A 16726-nucleotide genomic window follows, 5' to 3' on the forward strand; every position below is an offset into this window, starting at 1 on the left:
GGAAATTTAAGGTGTATCAACGAGAACGTCTTTTTTCGCGATTGGGCCACTTTGCCTATCAGTCGTTCGTCGAAGCGACCAAGCTGTGCCGAACCTTCAGGCACGAATACGTGGAGCTGGAACACTGGCTGAAAGTCCTGGTGGACAAGGAGCGCGGCGACCTGCCGCTGATCCTGGCGCACTACGCCATCAACAGTCAGCGCATCAGCGATGCGTTGGATCGCATTCTTCATACCTTGCCTAACCGCACGAATGCGGTGGTGGATCTGTCGACGCAACTGGAAACGGTGGTGGAAAGAGGGCTGCTGATGAGCCAGCTCGCCGAAACGCCGTCCGGCGGGGTGCGCACCATTCATATCCTGGTCGGCATTCTGCAGGATCCCACGTTGCAGCGCAGCCTGTACCGGCTGAGCGACGAGTTCAAAAAACTGCCGATCCCGCAGCTGTTCGACGATTATCCGGCGATTCTGGCGGAGTCCGTCGAGCATGAGGAAGAGGAAGAAGAGGTCTACAGCGCCCACGGCGATGCGCCGGAGGCGTCCGAGACGGTCGATATTCTCGATAAATGGTGCGCCGATCTGACCCGCCAGGCGCGCGACGGTGAAATCGACCCGGTGATTGGCCGCGAAGCGGAGCTGCGCCAGGTGATCGACATCTTGCTGCGTCGCCGGCAGAACAACCCGATTTTGGTGGGCGAAGCCGGGGTCGGCAAAACGGCGGTGGCGGAAGCGCTGGCCTGCAAGATAGCCCAGGGGCAGGTGCCGCCGCTGCTGCAGGGCGCCCGGCTGCTGTCTTTGGATCTGGGGCGCATGCAGGCCGGGGCGAGCATGAGGGGCGAATTCGAATCGCGCCTGAAAGCGCTGATCGACGCCATCGCGCATTCGGCGGTGCCGGTGATCCTGTTTTGCGACGAGGCGCATACGCTGGTGGGCGCCGGCGGGCAGGCCGGCACCGGCGACGCCGTCAACCTGTTGAAACCGATGCTGGCCAGGGGGGCGCTGCGCATGGTGGCGGCGACCACCTGGTCGGAATACAAACAGTTCATTGAGCCGGACGCCGCGCTGACGCGCCGTTTCCAGTACGTGTTGGTTTCTGAACCCGACGAAGAGAATGCGGTGAACATGATGCGCGCCATCGCCCCGCATTTTGCGCAGCACCACAGCGTCAAGATCCGCGAGTCGGCGCTGCAGGCGGCGGTGCATTTGTCGCTGCGCCATCTGCCGTCGCGGCAACTGCCGGACAAAGCCATCAGCTTGCTGGACACCGCCTGCGCGCGGGTGGCGCTGAGCCAGCATGCGCTGCCTGAAAAAATCGAGTCGCTCGAGGCCGGGTTGGCGGTGAAGCGCACCGAAATGAACGGCCTGCAGGAGGAAAGCAAATTCGACGATCTGGCGCTCAGCCGCATCACTGAATTGCAGCAGACCCTCAGCGATATGGAAGGCGAACTGGCTGCGCTGCGTCAGCGGCAGGCGCAGGAGCAACAGGCGGTCACCACCTTGCTCGACGCGGAGCGGCAGTCGCCGGAGCGCTTGCCGCAGTTGGCCTCCGAGCTGGGAGCCTTGCAAGACGACGGCCTGCCGTTGGTGTATCCGTGGGTGGATGACCGCGTCGTGGCGGAGGTGTTGTCGGATTGGACCGGCATCCCCACCGGCCGCATGCTGCAAAGCGATCTGGACAATGCGCTCAATCTCAATCAACTGCTGAGCCGCCAGATATTCGGCCAGCAGACGGCGATCGATGAAATCGCGCAGGCGGTGCGCATCTCCCGCGCCGGCATTCAGGCGCACGATCGGCCATTGGGCGTTTTCATGCTGTCCGGCCCGAGTGGCGTCGGCAAAACGGAGACCGCGTTTGCGCTGGCGGAGGCGATGTACGGCGGCGCGCACAACCTGATCGTCTTCAATATGAGCGAGTTTCAGGAATCGCATACCGTTTCCACCCTGAAAGGGGCGCCGCCGGGCTATGTCGGCTACGGCAAGGGCGGCAAGTTGACCGAGGCGGTGCGCCGCAAACCTTATTCCATCGTCTTGCTCGACGAATTCGACAAGGCGCATCCCGATATCCACGAGGCGTTTTATCAAGTCTTCGACAAGGGCGTGATGGAAGACGGTGAGGGCCGCATGATCAGCTTCCGCCAGTGTTTCATTTTAATGACGAGCAATATCGGCGCCGGCGAAATAGAAGCGACGCTGGCGGAAACTCCGGATCTGAAAACCGAAGCGCTGCGGCCGATGCTGCACGACGTGCTGGCGCGCTTCTTCCCGGCGGCGCTGTTGGCGCGCATGAACGTCATTCCCTACGTGCCGCTTTCTACCGAAGCGATAACCCATATCGCCACCAAACAGATTTCGCGTTTACAACAGCGTTTGCACAAAGAAGTGGGCGTGTCGCTGGTGCTGGAAGGCGACATTCCAGGCTGGATAGCCAAACGCATCAGCGCCCATCCTTCGCGCGGCAGAGCGGTCGAGTCGCTGCTGCAGCAGGCGATTTTGCCGCCCATCAGCAATGAAGTGCTGCAGCGCAAACGGACGGGACAGGAACTGCAGAATATCCAACTCATGGTCGAGAACGATAGTTTAAGTGTTTATTTCGACTGATTTTTAATTTGCCGCCGGCCCGTAAACGCGGGGCGGGGTTCGATATCGGATCAGAGAGGTTGTTATGCCTTTAATCGAAATTGATAACCCGGTGTTAGCCGAATTAAATGCGTTTCCACTCAGCTTCACCACCAAAGAAGGGTTGTCGAGCAACTCGCAATATACGCTCGAATTCGAATGTGAACAGGCGGACGTTGATTATGAATCTCTGCTGGGTCAAGGGATCAGCATTCAAATAGAAAGGCCGGATTTCGGCGCGCGGCCGTTTTACGCTTACGTGATCGGCGCCTCCGATTCGGGGCAGCATCAGGATAAGTTCGTTTATAAGCTGGAGCTGAGCACCTGGCTGTGGTTTTTGATGCAAAACCGCAACAGCCGCATTTTCCAGGATTTGAACGTGCTCGACATCATCGAGCAAATCTTCTCGCGCTACGGTTTTGCCGACTACCGTCTGGATATTCAAGGCACTTATCCGACGCGTGAATATTGCGTGCAGTTTTCCGAAACGGATTTCGCGTTTATCAGCCGCCTGCTGGAAGACGAAGGCATCTGGTATTACTTCGATCACGCCGAGGATAAACACACGCTGGTGATCACCGACCGGCAGAATTTCGACGATCTGGATTTCGGTTACGCCGTGTTGCCGTTCATGCCGGACAGCGAAGAAAACCGCGCCATCCGCGAAGGGATCCAGCGCATCCAGCGCTCCCGCAAAGTGCGCCCGAATGAAATCGTGCTGCGCGACTTTGACTTCCAGAACCCGCGCAAGAACCTGCAAACCAAGGTGGAAGAGAGCCGCCTCGGCCTGCAGAACACCCCGCTGGAGTGGTACGACTACGCGGCGGGTTATGTGGATACCGAACGCGGTGAAAACCTGGCGCGGCTGCGCCTGGAAGAAATGCAAAGCGACGGCCATCTGCTGTTTGGCGAGAGCAACGCCGTCGGGCTGATGGCCGGCAAGGATTTCTCCTTGATTTTGCACCCGGACGCCAACCGCAACCGCCGCTTCAAGCTGACCCGTTGCGACTATGTGTTCGTGCAAGACGGCCCGGACAGCAGCAGCGACGGCCGCAACGTCACCTGCCGTTTCAATGCGTTGAACGACGACGTGCCGTTCCGCCCGCTGCGCGAAACGCCAAAACCGCAGATGCCGGGCATCCAGAGCGCCACCGTGGTCGGCGCGCCCAACTCCGAAGTGCATACCGACAAATTTGCGCGCATCCGCGTGCATTTCCACTGGGATCGCTACAAAACCACCGAGGAAGACAGCTCTTGCTGGATCCGCGTGGTGCAGGCCTGGGCGGGGAAAGGCTGGGGCGTGATCGCCATGCCGCGCGTCGGCCAGGAAGTGCTGGTGACCTATGTCGACGGCGATCTCGATCGTCCGATGGTGACCGGGATTGTGTATAACGGCGACAACCCGCCGCCTTATCAGTTACCTGAATACATCAACTACTCGGGCATGGTGTCGCGTTCGCTGCGCTTCGGCAAGCCGCAGCATGCCAGCCAGTTGACCTTCGATGACAACCGCAACAACGAACGCGTCATGCTGCATGCCGAACGCGATCTGCAAACCACGGTGGAGCGCAACCAGGCCACCGAGGTGGGAATGGACAAGTTCGACATCATCCGCCGCACCTTTACGGACTGGTTCACCAACCACGTCTCTTACAAGGATTACGTCTTCAGCATTACCGGGTTTGACGCCTCGATTAAAGGCGTCAGCGCGTCGATGACCGGCGTCAGCCTCACCGCCACCGGCGTGAGCACCTCGTTCACCGGCGTCAGCACCTCGTTCACCGGCGTGAGCACGTCATTTACCGGCGTGAGCACTTCGTTCACCGGGCTGAGCACCTCGTTCACCGGGCAGAGCACCAGCTGCACCGGCGTATCAAACTCGATGACCGGCGAAAGCAACTCCTTCACCAGCATCAGCAACAGCATGACCGGCGAAAGCAACAGCTACACCACGGTCAGCACCAGCCAGACCGGCAGCAGCACCAGCTTTACCGGCGTCAGCGTCAGCACCACCGGATCGTCGACCAGCACCACCGGCTGCAGCATCAGCACCACCGGCAGCAGTGTCAGCACCACCGGCAGCAGCGTCGGCACCACCGGCAGCAGCGTCAGCAGCACCGGCAGCAGCGTCAGCAACACCGGCAGCAGCGTCAGCAATACCGGCAGCAGCACCAGCACGACAGGGGTGTCGATCAGCTATACCGGCGCGTCACTGTCCGAGACCGGCGTCGATTTGAAAAAAGTCGGGATGCAAAGCAAAAACTAACGAGGCGCGGCAATGAGAATCATACGGCCACAGCAATTGGTGGCGATTAAAGGAAGTTACCAGATCGGGACAGACAGCCGGCTCGGCATCAGCGTCGTGGCCGGGTGCTACCTGTCCCGGCCTGAACACTTCGTGAACGAAGCCGAAATCTGGGAGGCGTGGAAGCGCGTGCCGCTCAGCCTGCCGATATTGGATGTTGCCGAGCCGAAGCCGTTCGCCGAATACCTGATCGCCGGCCATGCCGGCATCGGTCAGCCGGTGAAAACGCTGAATGTCAGCGCCGACATCGGCGGGCTGAAGCGCCGTTGGCGGGTCGAGGGCGAGGGACGGCGCGGCGCGATGGAGGTGGAACCCTTCCTCAGCGTGCCGCTGGATCACACCTCCGCCTGGGGCGGCAAAGACAACAAGGAGAACCCGTTTGGCCGCGGCTGCAATGACGGGCTGCGGCCGCTGCTGATGACGCTGTCCGCCGAGGGGACCGCGCAGGAGCGCTCTCCGCTGGCGGCGCCGGCGCCGGTGCCGCACGAGTTTGCGCTGCGCAAGGCGCACATCGATAAGGTGGCGGGCCAGATCGCCGGCAAAGCCTATCTCGAGACGGCATTCCCCGGGCTGCCGGCCAATATCGATCGGCGTTATTTCCAGATGGCGCCGCCGGCGCAGTGGTTGCCGGAAGCGGCGTGGCCGGATCGGGTGCCCTTCGAGCTGCAGGGCGTCGGCGCGCAAAGCGAGGCGATTCGCGGCGAGCTGCCGGCGGTGCGCGGACGGGCGTTCATCCGCCGTCACGATAGCGACAGCCTCGAGGAAATCGAGCTGCAGCGCAAAACGCTGTGGTTCCTGCCCGACAGCGACATCGCTTTGCTTATCTTCACCGGCAATGCGCCGTTGACGCATCTGCTGGACGAGTCCATCGAGTCCGTCATGCTGGCGTTGGATCGCTGCGATGCGCCGCGCTCGTTCGACTATTTCCAACAGGTATTCCGCAAGCGCAGCGACGATGACGCCTCGCCCTTTGAGTTTCTGTTTGATCCGGATCTGATGCCGGCGGAGATGGGGTTGAACGTCATCCAGGCGGTGTCGGATCACCCCAGCGACTTGCGTTACGATCCGTCGCCCACCTCTCTGGGCGATTCCGCCGTGTTCTATCGACGCATCCGCGAGGCGATCGCCTTGCACCAGCAACAAACGTCGGCGGAGCCGGCTTCCGTGACGCTGCCCGATTTGCCGGATCTTCCCGCCGAAGACGGCAATGACGCGTTTTTCCCCGATAGCGCGACCGTGGAAGGAAAGACCTTCAGCGGTTTACGCTGCGAGGCGCTGTTGGGCAGGCATTTTCTGCAGTGCCGCTTTGAGCGCTGCGATTTCTCGCAGGCTTCTTTTGAGAACTGCACCTTCGAAAACTGCGTTTTTGATGGGGTCAACCTGACGCAGGCGGCGCTGCGCCAGATCCGCATGATCTCGTGCACGCTGCAAAAGCCGTTGCTGGCGGAAAGCGTGTGGCAAGAGGCGGTCTTCGAACGGGTGACGCTGGCGGAGCCTCAGGGGCAAGGCCTGCGCGCCGACCACGTGAAGCTGGATAACTGCGTTTTCGAGCGGGGCGATTTCACCGCGAGCCGCTTTGAACACGCGGCGATCGGCAACGGCATGTTTAATGGCGCAACGCTGATCCGCGCGCAGTTTCTGCAAGGCGAGCTGGACGCGTGCGTGTTTAACCGCTGCCTCGCCGAAGAGGCGGTTGCGCTGGAGATGACGCTCACCAAAAACTCGTTCCTTGGCGGCAACTGGCGCGGCGTGCGGTTCGAACGCTGCCGTGTCGAGAGCCTGACGGCGGGCATGCAGGCGAACTTTTCCCACGCCGTGTTCAGCGATAGCTGTTTCACCAAAGTGGGATTGAAAGCGGCGCGTATGGAGAGGTGCCAACTGCAGTACAGCGTTTTCACTGAATGCAACTTTGACGAGGCCGATCTGACGGCCTGCGCGATCGCCGGCTGCGATCTGGCCGGCGTGCGGTTTAAAGACAGCCTGTTGACGCACTCACGTTGGCAAAACAGCAGCGCTCAGCAAGGCCTGTTTTATAACGCCGATCTGCGCGATGCGGCATTTGACCAGTGCAATCTGGCGGCGGCGCATCTGGCGATGACCTGGCAGGACGCCGGCACGCGGTTCAGCGGTTGTCTGCTGGAGCGCGCGTGTTGGGTGCCGCGCAGAATCATTCATGGGGACTATGCGCATGAAAACTGAAAGCCGCGTGATCCAACAGGCGCTGCCTGACCGAGAGGCGATCGAACTGGAGGTCGCCCAGGCGGTGGCGCAGACGCCGCCCATGCCGCGGATCTTCAAGAAACGCCGGTTCCACGATCGCGAGCTGAAAGGGTTGACGCTGAGCGACTGCTTTTTCATCGACTGTCATTTCGAACGTGTCACGTTTGAAGGTTGTGATTTGCGGGCGGTGCGCTTTGAGGGCTGCACCCTGCAGCAGGTCAACGTGGTCGGTGGCAGCCTGATGCGCCTGTCGTTCAACGAATGCCGGTTTGACAACCTGACGCTGCAACAGGGGCTGCTGTGCAATTTGGCGTGCAACGACACCGCGCTGCAGGGGTGTTACGTCGGCGATTGTCTGCTGGATGACTGCGGTTTGATCCGGTGCGAGGTCAACGGCGCGGAAATTGAACGCAGCAGCCTGGGGCATCTGGCGGTGCAGTCCAGCACCCTGACCAACCTGATGTTTCATCAGGACGTGATACAGGACGCCAACTGGTACGCCTGCCAACTCACGCAGTGCCTGTGGCAGGCGTCGACCCTGGATCGTCAGGTGATGGGCAGTTGTCAGCTGGAGACGTGCAGCTGGCAGACGATCGCGGGGCAGGCGCGCATCTGGTTCACCTGCCGCCTGTCGGGCTGCACTTTGGCGCAGCTACAGCTGCAGGGCGCCAGTTTTCACCGCAGCGAGCTGGAGGGGTGTTCGTTCGCCGACAGCGATCTGACCTCGGCGATCTTCGCCGAAGCGCAGGTACAGCGCTGCGATTTCGAACGCGCGACGCTGACCCTGGCGCAGGGGCAGAAGGCCCGGTTCAGCGAATGCGCGATGGGCGGCGCCAACTGGGGGCGCGCCATCTTGCCGCAAGCGGAATTCAGGGCGTGCGATCTGGCGTTAGCCAATCTTGAGCAGGCCGAACTGCGGGAAGCGAACCTGATCGAACAGCCGTTGACCGCCGCTCAGCAACAGAGCGCTCGCCTGCATGGCGCGCAGCGTCATCGCGCCGAAAACGTGCCGCTTACCGCCGATCCGTTCTTGAGTGCGATCGACGCCTGGTATGCGCATCAACAACCGGGGCCGCGGCAACCGTCGTATCAACGGCCAACAGGAGTAAGCAGATATGTATAAATCCAGAAGAGAGCATCAGAAAGTCTATGCCAACGCCAGGGTGACGCCTTTGCAGTTGGTGCGCAGCGCTCCGCTTCCCGAACAAGGGGGGCGCAAGGTGGTGACGCTGGCGGCCGACGCCAACGGCAGTCTGTATGTCGACGGCATGCGCGCTCATTGTCTGGCGGTCGCCACCAGCTGTCTGGTTCAGCCGCTGGCGGGCGATCGCGTTTGCGTCATCGCCGACGGCGACAAGTTGGTCATCACCGAGATCTTGTCGCGGCAACAGGCGAACGCCGTCATGACGCTGGACAGCCGCTGCGCCAACTTGCGCATCGTGGCGCCGGAGATCGAGCTGCAGGGCGGCAAGCGGCTGACGCTGCGCAGCCCGCACTTCACGCTGCTGACGCGCAGCAGCCGTTGGGTGGCCGAAACGCTGCACCAAATCTCTCAACGCCTGTTTGTGCGCAGCAAGCACGCGAGTCGGCGGGTGGAGGAAACCGACGAGGTGCTGGCGAAGCACATCATTCAGGATGCGCGGCAATCCCTCGTCATCAACAGTGAAATTGGTTCTCTGAAGTCTTCGGCGGTGCTGAAGATCGACGGCGGCCAGATACATATGGGGTAACCATTATGACCGCAGCCAATACCAACGCGGGCGGGATCGGCTTGGCAAGCTGTGACCCGATGATTCCGGCGCCGGGCCCGAACACCTCGCCCAACAACACCGGCATACCGAACGTGCCTAACTATTTCATTTGCGGCGGCAATGAACAAAATCTCGGCACCGTTCGCGTGGCCACCATCGATTCGGGTGGGGTGATCGGCGCCGCCTCGGGAACGCATTCGGCCCAGGCGCAGCCGGTGCAGGGATCGGGCAAGTATTTCTCCGGCGGCATGCCGGTCACGCGGTTGGGTGATTCCAGCACGACAAACAATAACAACATGGTCGCCACTCAGGTCGCGCCGAGCCAGACCAAATGTTTTGTTAATGCGTAGGAGTTCAACATGGTGAAGACGCTTCGGGGAGTCGCGGCAGGGGGACTGTTGGCGGTGGGGATGCTCGGCGGATGCAGCTGGTTTTCTCACGACGAGGCAGCGGACGCGGGGCGTCGGTTGCGGTTTATCGACGTCGAGGTGACCGCCAACGACAACGTAAACCCCAATGCGGCCGGCGAGGCGCAACCGGTCAAGGTATGCGTGATAGAAACCAATCGCTCGGGGTGGATGCCCGAGGGGATTGGCGACGGCGCTCCTTGCCGCGAGACGGCGCCGTCGGAAGGGGCGCTGAGCCGGCACCAGAGCATTTTGCAACCGAGGGAGACGTTGCGATATCGCTTTGAGGTGCCGGCGGGGCAAGAGCGATGGGTCGTCGTCGGGGCGGAGTTTCAGCAAATCAGCGGCGTGTTGCCGCTCGCCGAGCAAAAGTCCCCTGCGCAGGCTGATTCGCAAATGAAGGTGATGGTGGGGATGACGTCACTCAGCATAGTGACTAACGACAAAATGGATGAATGACATGTTACCTAAACAACGCGTCGCCTGGGTAGAAGGCATGTTGATGGAACCGCAGCATTTCCAGCAGCAGGAACGTTTTTTCGAGCACTTGATTGAAGCGCGCTTGCGCAGCGTCGAAACCTTCACCTGGGGGTTCCTGACGCTGGAGATCGACAACGGGCTATTGGAACAGGGCAAGTTTGCGCTGAAGAAAGCCAAGGGCGTTTTCCCCGACGGCACGGCGTTCAGCATGCCTGAGGATATTCCGCTGCCGCCGCCGCTGGTGCTGGGAGAAGGCTGCCAGGGGAAAGTGGTGTGCCTGTCCGTGCTGATGGACATCGCCGGCAATGCCCAGATCGATCTTATCCAGGATGCGCGAAAAAGCAGCCGTTTTCGCACCATGGACGCCGAGGTGCCGGATCGCAACCATGGCGTCAGCCTGGAGGGAACGCCGCGCGTGTGCACGATGCAACTGGGCAGCCTGGTGACGCGGCTAAGCCTGGAGGACGCGGTCAGCAGCGCGGAAAGCGTGCTGCCGGTCGGTTTCGTGCGGGAGATCACCAGCGATCGTCGGGTGCTGCTGGATGAGCGCGCCTTGCCGCCGATGCTGGATTTCCGCGCCATCGGCTGGCTGCCTGCTTTCACCACCGAATTGCTTGGGCTGATCAGCCAGCGTCTGGAGTCGGTTTTCCGCCCGGACGTGCATATGACGATCGGCGGGCTTTCCGAGCTGCTGGAGTTGCTGTTGCTGCAAACCTTGAGCGAGTTCAATTTGCGCATCAGCCAACTGCTGGCCAGCCCGCAGGTGCATCCTGAAACCCTGTTCGACACGTTGCTGAGCCTGCTGGGGCGGTTCAGCATCATTCCCGGCGGCGAACGCCTCTGGGATCGGGCCGATCTGGTGTATCTGCACGATGAACCGCACAACTGCTACTTCCAGCTGTTCGCCTCGATTCGCCGCGCGCTGTCGCTGGTGATCGAAGCGCCGGCGGTGGCGTTGCCGTTTGTCGATCGCGGCGACAGCATTTATCTGTGCCCGAACGATTCGCAGCTGCGCCTGGAAAAACTGGTGTTCGCCGTCAGCTGCGGTTTGTCCATCGAGCATCTGCGCTCGTATTTCCCCGCACAGGTCAAACTGGGGCCGGTCGAGAAAATCATTCAGCTGATCGATCTGCAATTACCGGGCGCTCGCTTGCTCCCGATGGCTTCGCCGCCACGGCACATACCGTATTACCCGAACAGCATCTATTTCGAGGTTGATCATGCCGACCCGATTTATAAGGAAATGATGGCCGGCTCGGCGATGGCGCTCAGCATTGTGGGTGATTTCCCCGACCTGCGTTTTGACGTCTGGGGATTAAGGCAAGGGAGGGTGGGATGAACGAATTTGAGAGAAAAATACGCGAGGCGATGGCGGTAACGCGCAACAACGCGACGCCGCGCCTTCCCGCGTCCGGCTCTGTGGGCAAAACGACGGCGGAGATCGCCGCGCTGTCCTTCGGCGCGCGGGCGCTGGCCGCCAAGCTGCGGCCGGGAAGCGCCGGGGTGGCGACGCCCCCCGAACCCAAGCCTTATGAGGCTGAAAGCGTTGCGCCGGAAAGCAGCGAGCCCGCGCCGGGCGAGCGCCCGGCCGAGGCCGCGCCGACCTCGAGCGGGCTGTTCGGCCGCGCCGCGCTGAGCAAGCCCGGCGTGATGATGGGCCATTGGGACAACCCGCTGATCGCCGCCGCCATCCCGGTTCTGCTGCAGGTGGAGCGGGTGCGCGATCAGAAACAGCTGAATCCGGGCGCGGTGCGCGCGCAGATCGTGCGCGAGATCCAACAATTCCAGCAGACGCTGCTGGCGGATCACATCGCGCCGAGCGATGTGGACAAGCTGGCCTATCTGCTGTGCTCCTACGTGGATGAGTGCTGCATGAGTACGCTCGAATCCGGCGAACTGAATCTCAGCCTGCTGGTGGAGTTTTATCGCGACGCCTGGGGCGGGGAAAAGTGCTTCGAGCACCTGCAGGCCTATCTGGCCGCCTCGCCGCGCAACAAGGCGATCCTGGCGTTTTACGATCTGATCCTGTCGCTGGGCTTCGAAGGGCAATATCACGTGATGGAACGCGGCGCTGTGCTGTTGGCCGATGTGCGCAACCGTCTTGACGGCTATCTGTATAGCCAGAACCCGACGCAGACGCTGGCCGATGCCGAGCCGAGCAAAGTGGTGCGCAAGGCGACCCGCATCACGCCGCTGAAGCTGCTGTGCTACGGCCTGGCCATCGCGCTGCTGGCGTATGCCTCGGCCGCCTGGTATCTGCACGATCAGTCCCGCGCGCTGCGCAACGCCATTTTGGCCTGGACGCCACCGCAGCCGCGCAAAATCAACATCATGGAGACGCTGCCGCAGCCGCTGCCGCAAATCCTCAGCGAAGGGTGGCTGGAGGTGCGCGCCGATCCGCGCGGCTGGCTGTTGATCTTCACCTCCGACGGCGCGTTCGCCACCGGGCAGTCGAAGCTGTCGGAAGAGTTTAAAAAGAAACGCAACATCGAGCGTTTGGGGGAAGCGCTGGCGCCGTGGCCGGGCGATCTGGAGGTCATCGGGCATACCGACAACAAACCGTATCGCAACACCTCCAACAACTCCAACCTGAAACTGTCCGAGGCGCGCGCGCAGACGGTGGCCGACAAGCTGCGCGAATCCTTGGCCAACAGTAAATACAACCGCACCGTGACATCGGTCGGCAAGGGCGATCAGGAGCCGCTGGACGACAACGCGACGGAAGAAGGGCGCCGCCGCAACCGCCGCGTGGACATCCTTTGGAAAATCGGCGAGAGGGAGATGGCTTCACCGTCTGCAACGTTAAATCAGGCAGGGGTAGCCGCCGAGGTCCCCGAGGATAACTAAGACATCCGCCGGCGTAGAGATAATAAGGAAATTATATGATACGTAGATCATTCATATTGGTGATTGCCTTGCTGCTGTGTGCGGTGGTGTGGTGGATTGGGCCGTTGATCGCCATCGGCACCTATCGGCCGCTGCTGTCGGTCTGGGTCAGGGGCATCATCATCGCGCTGATCCTGTGCTGGGCGCTGTGGCCGTTCGTGGCGACGTTCTTATCCTGGGTGTTCCGCCACGCGCGAGCGCCGGCCCCGGCCAAACGCAAGACCGCCCAGCGAGATCGCGTGACCTCGCGCTTTTACGACGCCTTGCGCACCTTGCAGTACGTCGGCACGGCAAAGCAGCGCACCCCTTGGCAGCGCTTCAAATACCGCCTGACGCGCCGTTACGTCAGCGAAAAGCCGTGGTTTCTGGTCATCGGGCCGCCGGGCAGCGGCAAAACCTCGCTGATCGGCGAAAGCGGCGAACGCTTCTTGCTGGCCGAGCACTATGGCCTGCAGCAGACGGTGGACGTCGGGCCGACCCAGGATTGCAACTGGTGGCTGGCGGAGAATTCGGTGTATGTCGACACCTCTGGCGAATGGCTGCAGTTGAACGGCCTGGGGGAAGAGGGCGCCAGGGCGCGCGACACCCTGTTCAAACTGATCCGCCGCCATCGCCGCCATCCGGGCATCGACGGCATCATGCTGTGTCTGGATGCGCGTTGGTTGCTGCACGCCTCGCTGACGGAGAGAAAGTCGGTCGCCGACGCGCTGCGCGTGCGCCTGCTGGAGATGGCCTCGTGGTTCCGCAGCGAGCTGCCGGTCTATCTTACCATCAGCCACCTCGATCAACTGGTCGGCGGCGAGACCTTCCTGTCGATGCTGGGCGACGATCTGTTGCAAAAAGGTATGGGCTTCAGCCTGAACCGCGCCGAACAGGGAGAAACCCCCTTCGAACAGTATGAAACCCTCTACCGGGAGATGGTGGCGCGCGTCAGCCATCACGTGCTCGAACTGTTGCACGATGCGCCGGACGGCCAAAACCGCCAGCAGCTGCTGTTCTTCACCGAGTCGCTGGGGTCGCTGGGCAACCCGCTGTATTCCCTGTTAGAGCAGATCTTCCCGCAAACGCCGGTGGGCTACGCCTGCCATCTGCAGCAGGTGTGGCTGGGCAGCACCATCGCCTTGTCGCCGCAGGGGGCGATCTACAACGCGGAAGCGGCGGATATCTATGAAGCTCGCCCGACCGGGCGCATTTATCACCCGGAGCTGGATTACGCCCGGCAAGAACGCGGGGTGATGCAGCAGTCTTCGCACGCCAGGCCGCTCGGCAGCCGCATGAGCTCCCTGGGCCGCTATGTGCTGGTGCTCATTCTGTTGGCGGTCTCGTTTAATCTGCTGGCGATGCGTTACCTGTGGGAGAGCGATTACATCTCCTACATTGCGGCGCGCTTCGATGAGACAAAACGCATCGTGCGGGAAATTCCGGTGACTAACCGCGTCAGCGACGATGTCATTTCCGCCTATGAGCAGCTGGGCTACATGAACGCGCAATTGGGCGGCGAAGTGTCGCCGGTGCCGAATCCCTATTTCGAGCACAAGCTGATCAACAGCGCGGCGCAAAAAACCTACCAACGCCATTTGCTGCAGATCTTCTGGCCGGCGGTGGAAAACTATATCGCGGACGAACTCAAGAATGACGTCTCGGCGTCCAACAAGGACGTCTACGGCACCCTGAAAGTGTACCTGATGATGGGCGAACCTTCGCATCGCTCCGCCGAAGCCTTGGTCGACTGGTTCATGGCGCGCTGGGAAACCTTTATGCCGCAGGGGTACACCGATATGAACAAAGGCATCTTCGCTTACCATCTGCGGGAGATGTTCTCTTTGCCGGACGCGCCGGTCATGAAGATGAACGGCGACCTGCTGCGCCTGGCGCGGGTGAAAGCGATGAACATTCCGATGCAGGTGCGGGTGGTGCGCCGCATCGAAGAGAAACCGCTGCCGGCGGCGATCAACGATATTTCGTTGGCCGACGCCGCCGGGCCGAACGTCTCCTTGATGCTGCGCCGCAAGAGCCAGGCGACGGTCACCGATACCGCCGTGCCGGGGTTCTATACCCGCGCCAGCTATCGCGACGTTTTCCTGGCGCAGCTCGATGACGCCGCCAAGGACATGATTGAAGAAGAGTCCTGGGTGCTGCGCGACAGTGGGGAAGGGAAAAACGCGGTGAACTCGCTGGCCTCGGCGCAGAAGCTGGCCGACGAGGCGAGGAAGCTTTACCTCATCGAGTATGCCGACAAATGGGATGCGTTCATGCGCGACGTGCGCGCCCGGCCGGTCAACGGGCTTGAGGATGCGGCGATCCTGGCGCGTCAACTGTCCGATCCTTCTTCTCCGCTGGCCAATCTGGTGCGCTTCGCCGCGCGCGAAACCAGCATGACCGGCACCAACCAGGGCGATGCGGCAAGCTGGTTCGATCGCCAGCGCAACCGCATCGAGCAGCAGCGGCGCGACATCCTGGGCGAGATTTCCGGCGAGCGCGCGCGTTTTCGTCTCACGCCGGAACGCGCGGTGGAAGATCGCTTCGAGCTGCTGCGCCGTCTGGGCTATCAGCTGTTGCAGACCACCAACGCCAGCAACGATCCGCTGAGCCGCAGTTTCGAAGCGCTGTACAGCCAGTTGACCACCTTGTCCACCTCGCTGCGCGGCGGCCAGGTGGTGCCCGCCGGAGGCACGCTGAAGCGTCTGCAGTTGGATGCGGCGCGCCAGCCGGAACCGGTGCGCAGCGTGATGATGGATCTGTTGCAGGTCGGGGACAGCCAGACGATTCAGCAGAGCCAAAAGAACCTGAGCAAAGGCGCTTCGTCGCTGGCCTCCGGCTTGTGCAAGAGCAGCATCAGCGGGCGTTATCCGTTCTCGCGCAACGCCAGAGCGGAGGTCGGCATCGAGGACTTCTCGCGCATGTTTGGCCAAAGCGGCGCGATGCAGCAGTTCTTCGATGAGAACCTGGCCCCTTATGTGGACGTCAACGCGCAGAAATGGAATGCCAAACCGGGTTCAGAGGGGATCGTCAATGCCAGCACGCTGGGCGCGTTTGAAAATGCCCGGCTGATCCGCGATACCTTCTTCACCGCCGGCGACAAGCTGTCCTTCTCCATGTTCATCAGGCCGTTGTCCCTGACGCCGACCATTACGGAAGCGACCCTGGATATCGACGGGCAGGTGATTAACTACAGCCATGGTTTCAGCCAGCCTACCCGTATCGATTGGCCGGGCCCGAAAGGCGGCAGCTATGTTCGACTGACCTTCCGCACCGGCACCGGCCAGATCCAGGTCGCCAGTTTCGACGGGCCCTGGGCCTTGTTCCGGATGTTCGACGCCAGCAATCCCGTGCCGCTCGCCAGCGACAGACGAGAGCTGACGATGTCGATGTCGTCGGTGGTGGGCGTGCTCAAACTGGAATTGCGCTCGACGATGAAAGATTTCCCACTTTGGTCACGGGCGTTGCGAGGATTCTCGTGCCCGAAAGCGATGTAAACACAACCGTAAAGAGGTGATAAACATGTTAGATCCAGCCAAAATTTTAGAAACCATGAAGGCCGGCGGCAATTTGGGCACCAACTCCCAATCGTCACTGAGTCAACCGTTTATGCAAGGCGTCAGCAATATTCAAATGTCGGGGCCGGATGCGGCCAAGTCGGTCATGAGTAACGTGACAAAATCTTGCGATGATATGTTCGGCAATATGAAGGGCATTTTTAATGGTCTGCAATCGAATGTGAACGCACATCAAAAAATGCAAACGGGCGAGCAGCCGAAAGATTTTAATGTTTCCATGGACGATCTTCGTCCGGCGATTGCGAAAGGGTTCCCGCACGAAATGGCGGACTTCTTTTCCAAAGTGCCGAAACTGTAATCAACAACTCGATGGATAAAATACCGGGAGGTGGAAATGCCTCCCGGCATTCACAAGGAGTGGTGCGATGATCTATGACTGGATGCTCAAAAACGCCAATAAACGCATGGGTTTTTTTATCATGGTGATACCCAGCTTGTTTTTTTGGATATTGGTTTTTCTGACCTTATCTATTTTTTGATTCTTTGAAGTAAAAAAAAAAGCACC

11 protein-coding genes are annotated in these 16726 nt (G+C 61.0%); all 11 read left to right on the forward strand.

Annotation, left to right across the window (positions count from 1 at the left end):
• Positions 1-11 precede the first annotated feature (11 nt).
• The 11 genes from tssH to MMS95_RS03385 all read left to right on the forward strand — a co-directional run bounded on the left by tssH (position 12) and on the right by MMS95_RS03385 (position 16519).
• The gene (tssH, locus tag MMS95_RS03335; RefSeq protein ID WP_166445227.1) at positions 12-2597 is read left to right on the forward strand and encodes a type VI secretion system ATPase TssH; all 2586 of its coding nucleotides are present in this window, start codon (positions 12-14) and stop codon (positions 2595-2597) included.
• A 64-nt stretch (positions 2598-2661) separates the two neighbouring features.
• Positions 2662-4881, forward strand: a complete 2220-nt coding sequence (vgrG, locus tag MMS95_RS03340; protein ID WP_049188265.1) for a type VI secretion system tip protein VgrG — start codon at positions 2662-2664, stop codon at positions 4879-4881.
• A 12-nt stretch (positions 4882-4893) separates the two neighbouring features.
• Positions 4894-7119, forward strand: a complete 2226-nt coding sequence (locus tag MMS95_RS03345; RefSeq protein WP_198525008.1) for a DUF2169 domain-containing protein — start codon at positions 4894-4896, stop codon at positions 7117-7119.
• Positions 7109-8263, forward strand: coding sequence for a pentapeptide repeat-containing protein (locus tag MMS95_RS03350; RefSeq protein ID WP_015378387.1), 1155 nt, complete (start codon positions 7109-7111; stop codon positions 8261-8263). Before MMS95_RS03345 ends, MMS95_RS03350 begins: the two co-directional genes overlap by 11 nt.
• Positions 8256-8870, forward strand: coding sequence for a DUF3540 domain-containing protein (locus MMS95_RS03355; protein WP_004935341.1), 615 nt, complete (start codon positions 8256-8258; stop codon positions 8868-8870). Before MMS95_RS03350 ends, MMS95_RS03355 begins: the two co-directional genes overlap by 8 nt.
• Before the next feature lie 5 nt (positions 8871-8875).
• Positions 8876-9241 (forward strand): PAAR-like domain-containing protein, encoded by a 366-nt coding sequence (locus MMS95_RS03360; RefSeq protein WP_094142884.1) that lies wholly within the window; start codon positions 8876-8878, stop codon positions 9239-9241.
• Positions 9242-9250: 9 nt separating this feature from the next.
• Positions 9251-9757, forward strand: coding sequence for a type VI secretion lipoprotein TssJ (locus MMS95_RS03365; protein WP_004935335.1), 507 nt, complete (start codon positions 9251-9253; stop codon positions 9755-9757).
• Position 9758: 1 nt separating this feature from the next.
• Complete coding sequence (gene tssK, locus MMS95_RS03370) at positions 9759-11117, forward strand: type VI secretion system baseplate subunit TssK (RefSeq protein ID WP_242141386.1); 1359 nt, start codon at positions 9759-9761, stop codon at positions 11115-11117.
• The gene (gene icmH / locus MMS95_RS03375) at positions 11114-12625 is read left to right on the forward strand and encodes a type IVB secretion system protein IcmH/DotU (protein WP_021505815.1); all 1512 of its coding nucleotides are present in this window, start codon (positions 11114-11116) and stop codon (positions 12623-12625) included. The genes tssK and icmH overlap by 4 nt, the downstream gene beginning before the upstream one ends.
• 35 nt (positions 12626-12660) lie before the next feature.
• Positions 12661-16140 carry a type VI secretion system membrane subunit TssM gene (gene tssM / locus MMS95_RS03380; RefSeq protein ID WP_031300672.1) on the forward strand — a complete coding sequence of 1160 codons (3480 nt, stop codon included), beginning with the start codon at positions 12661-12663 and terminating at the stop codon, positions 16138-16140.
• A 25-nt stretch (positions 16141-16165) separates the two neighbouring features.
• Entirely contained in the window at positions 16166-16519 is a 354-nt protein-coding gene (locus MMS95_RS03385; RefSeq protein WP_004935323.1) for a DUF6277 family protein, read from the forward strand.
• Positions 16520-16726 lie beyond the last annotated feature (207 nt).

The organism is Serratia sp. PGPR-27, assembly GCF_022678525.1.
Lineage (GTDB): Bacteria > Pseudomonadota > Gammaproteobacteria > Enterobacterales > Enterobacteriaceae > Serratia > Serratia nematodiphila.

Coding starts and splice junctions, on each gene's coding strand:
- vgrG (WP_049188265.1), top strand. CDS start 2,662: ATGCCTTTAATCGAAATTGATAACCCGGTGTTAGCCGAATTAAATGCG.
- MMS95_RS03345 (WP_198525008.1), top strand. CDS start 4,894: ATGAGAATCATACGGCCACAGCAATTGGTGGCGATTAAAGGAAGTTAC.
- MMS95_RS03350 (WP_015378387.1), top strand. CDS start 7,109: ATGAAAACTGAAAGCCGCGTGATCCAACAGGCGCTGCCTGACCGAGAG.
- MMS95_RS03355 (WP_004935341.1), top strand. CDS start 8,256: ATGTATAAATCCAGAAGAGAGCATCAGAAAGTCTATGCCAACGCCAGG.
- MMS95_RS03360 (WP_094142884.1), top strand. CDS start 8,876: ATGACCGCAGCCAATACCAACGCGGGCGGGATCGGCTTGGCAAGCTGT.
- MMS95_RS03365 (WP_004935335.1), top strand. CDS start 9,251: ATGGTGAAGACGCTTCGGGGAGTCGCGGCAGGGGGACTGTTGGCGGTG.
- tssK (WP_242141386.1), top strand. CDS start 9,759: ATGTTACCTAAACAACGCGTCGCCTGGGTAGAAGGCATGTTGATGGAA.
- icmH (WP_021505815.1), top strand. CDS start 11,114: ATGAACGAATTTGAGAGAAAAATACGCGAGGCGATGGCGGTAACGCGC.
- tssM (WP_031300672.1), top strand. CDS start 12,661: ATGATACGTAGATCATTCATATTGGTGATTGCCTTGCTGCTGTGTGCG.
- MMS95_RS03385 (WP_004935323.1), top strand. CDS start 16,166: ATGTTAGATCCAGCCAAAATTTTAGAAACCATGAAGGCCGGCGGCAAT.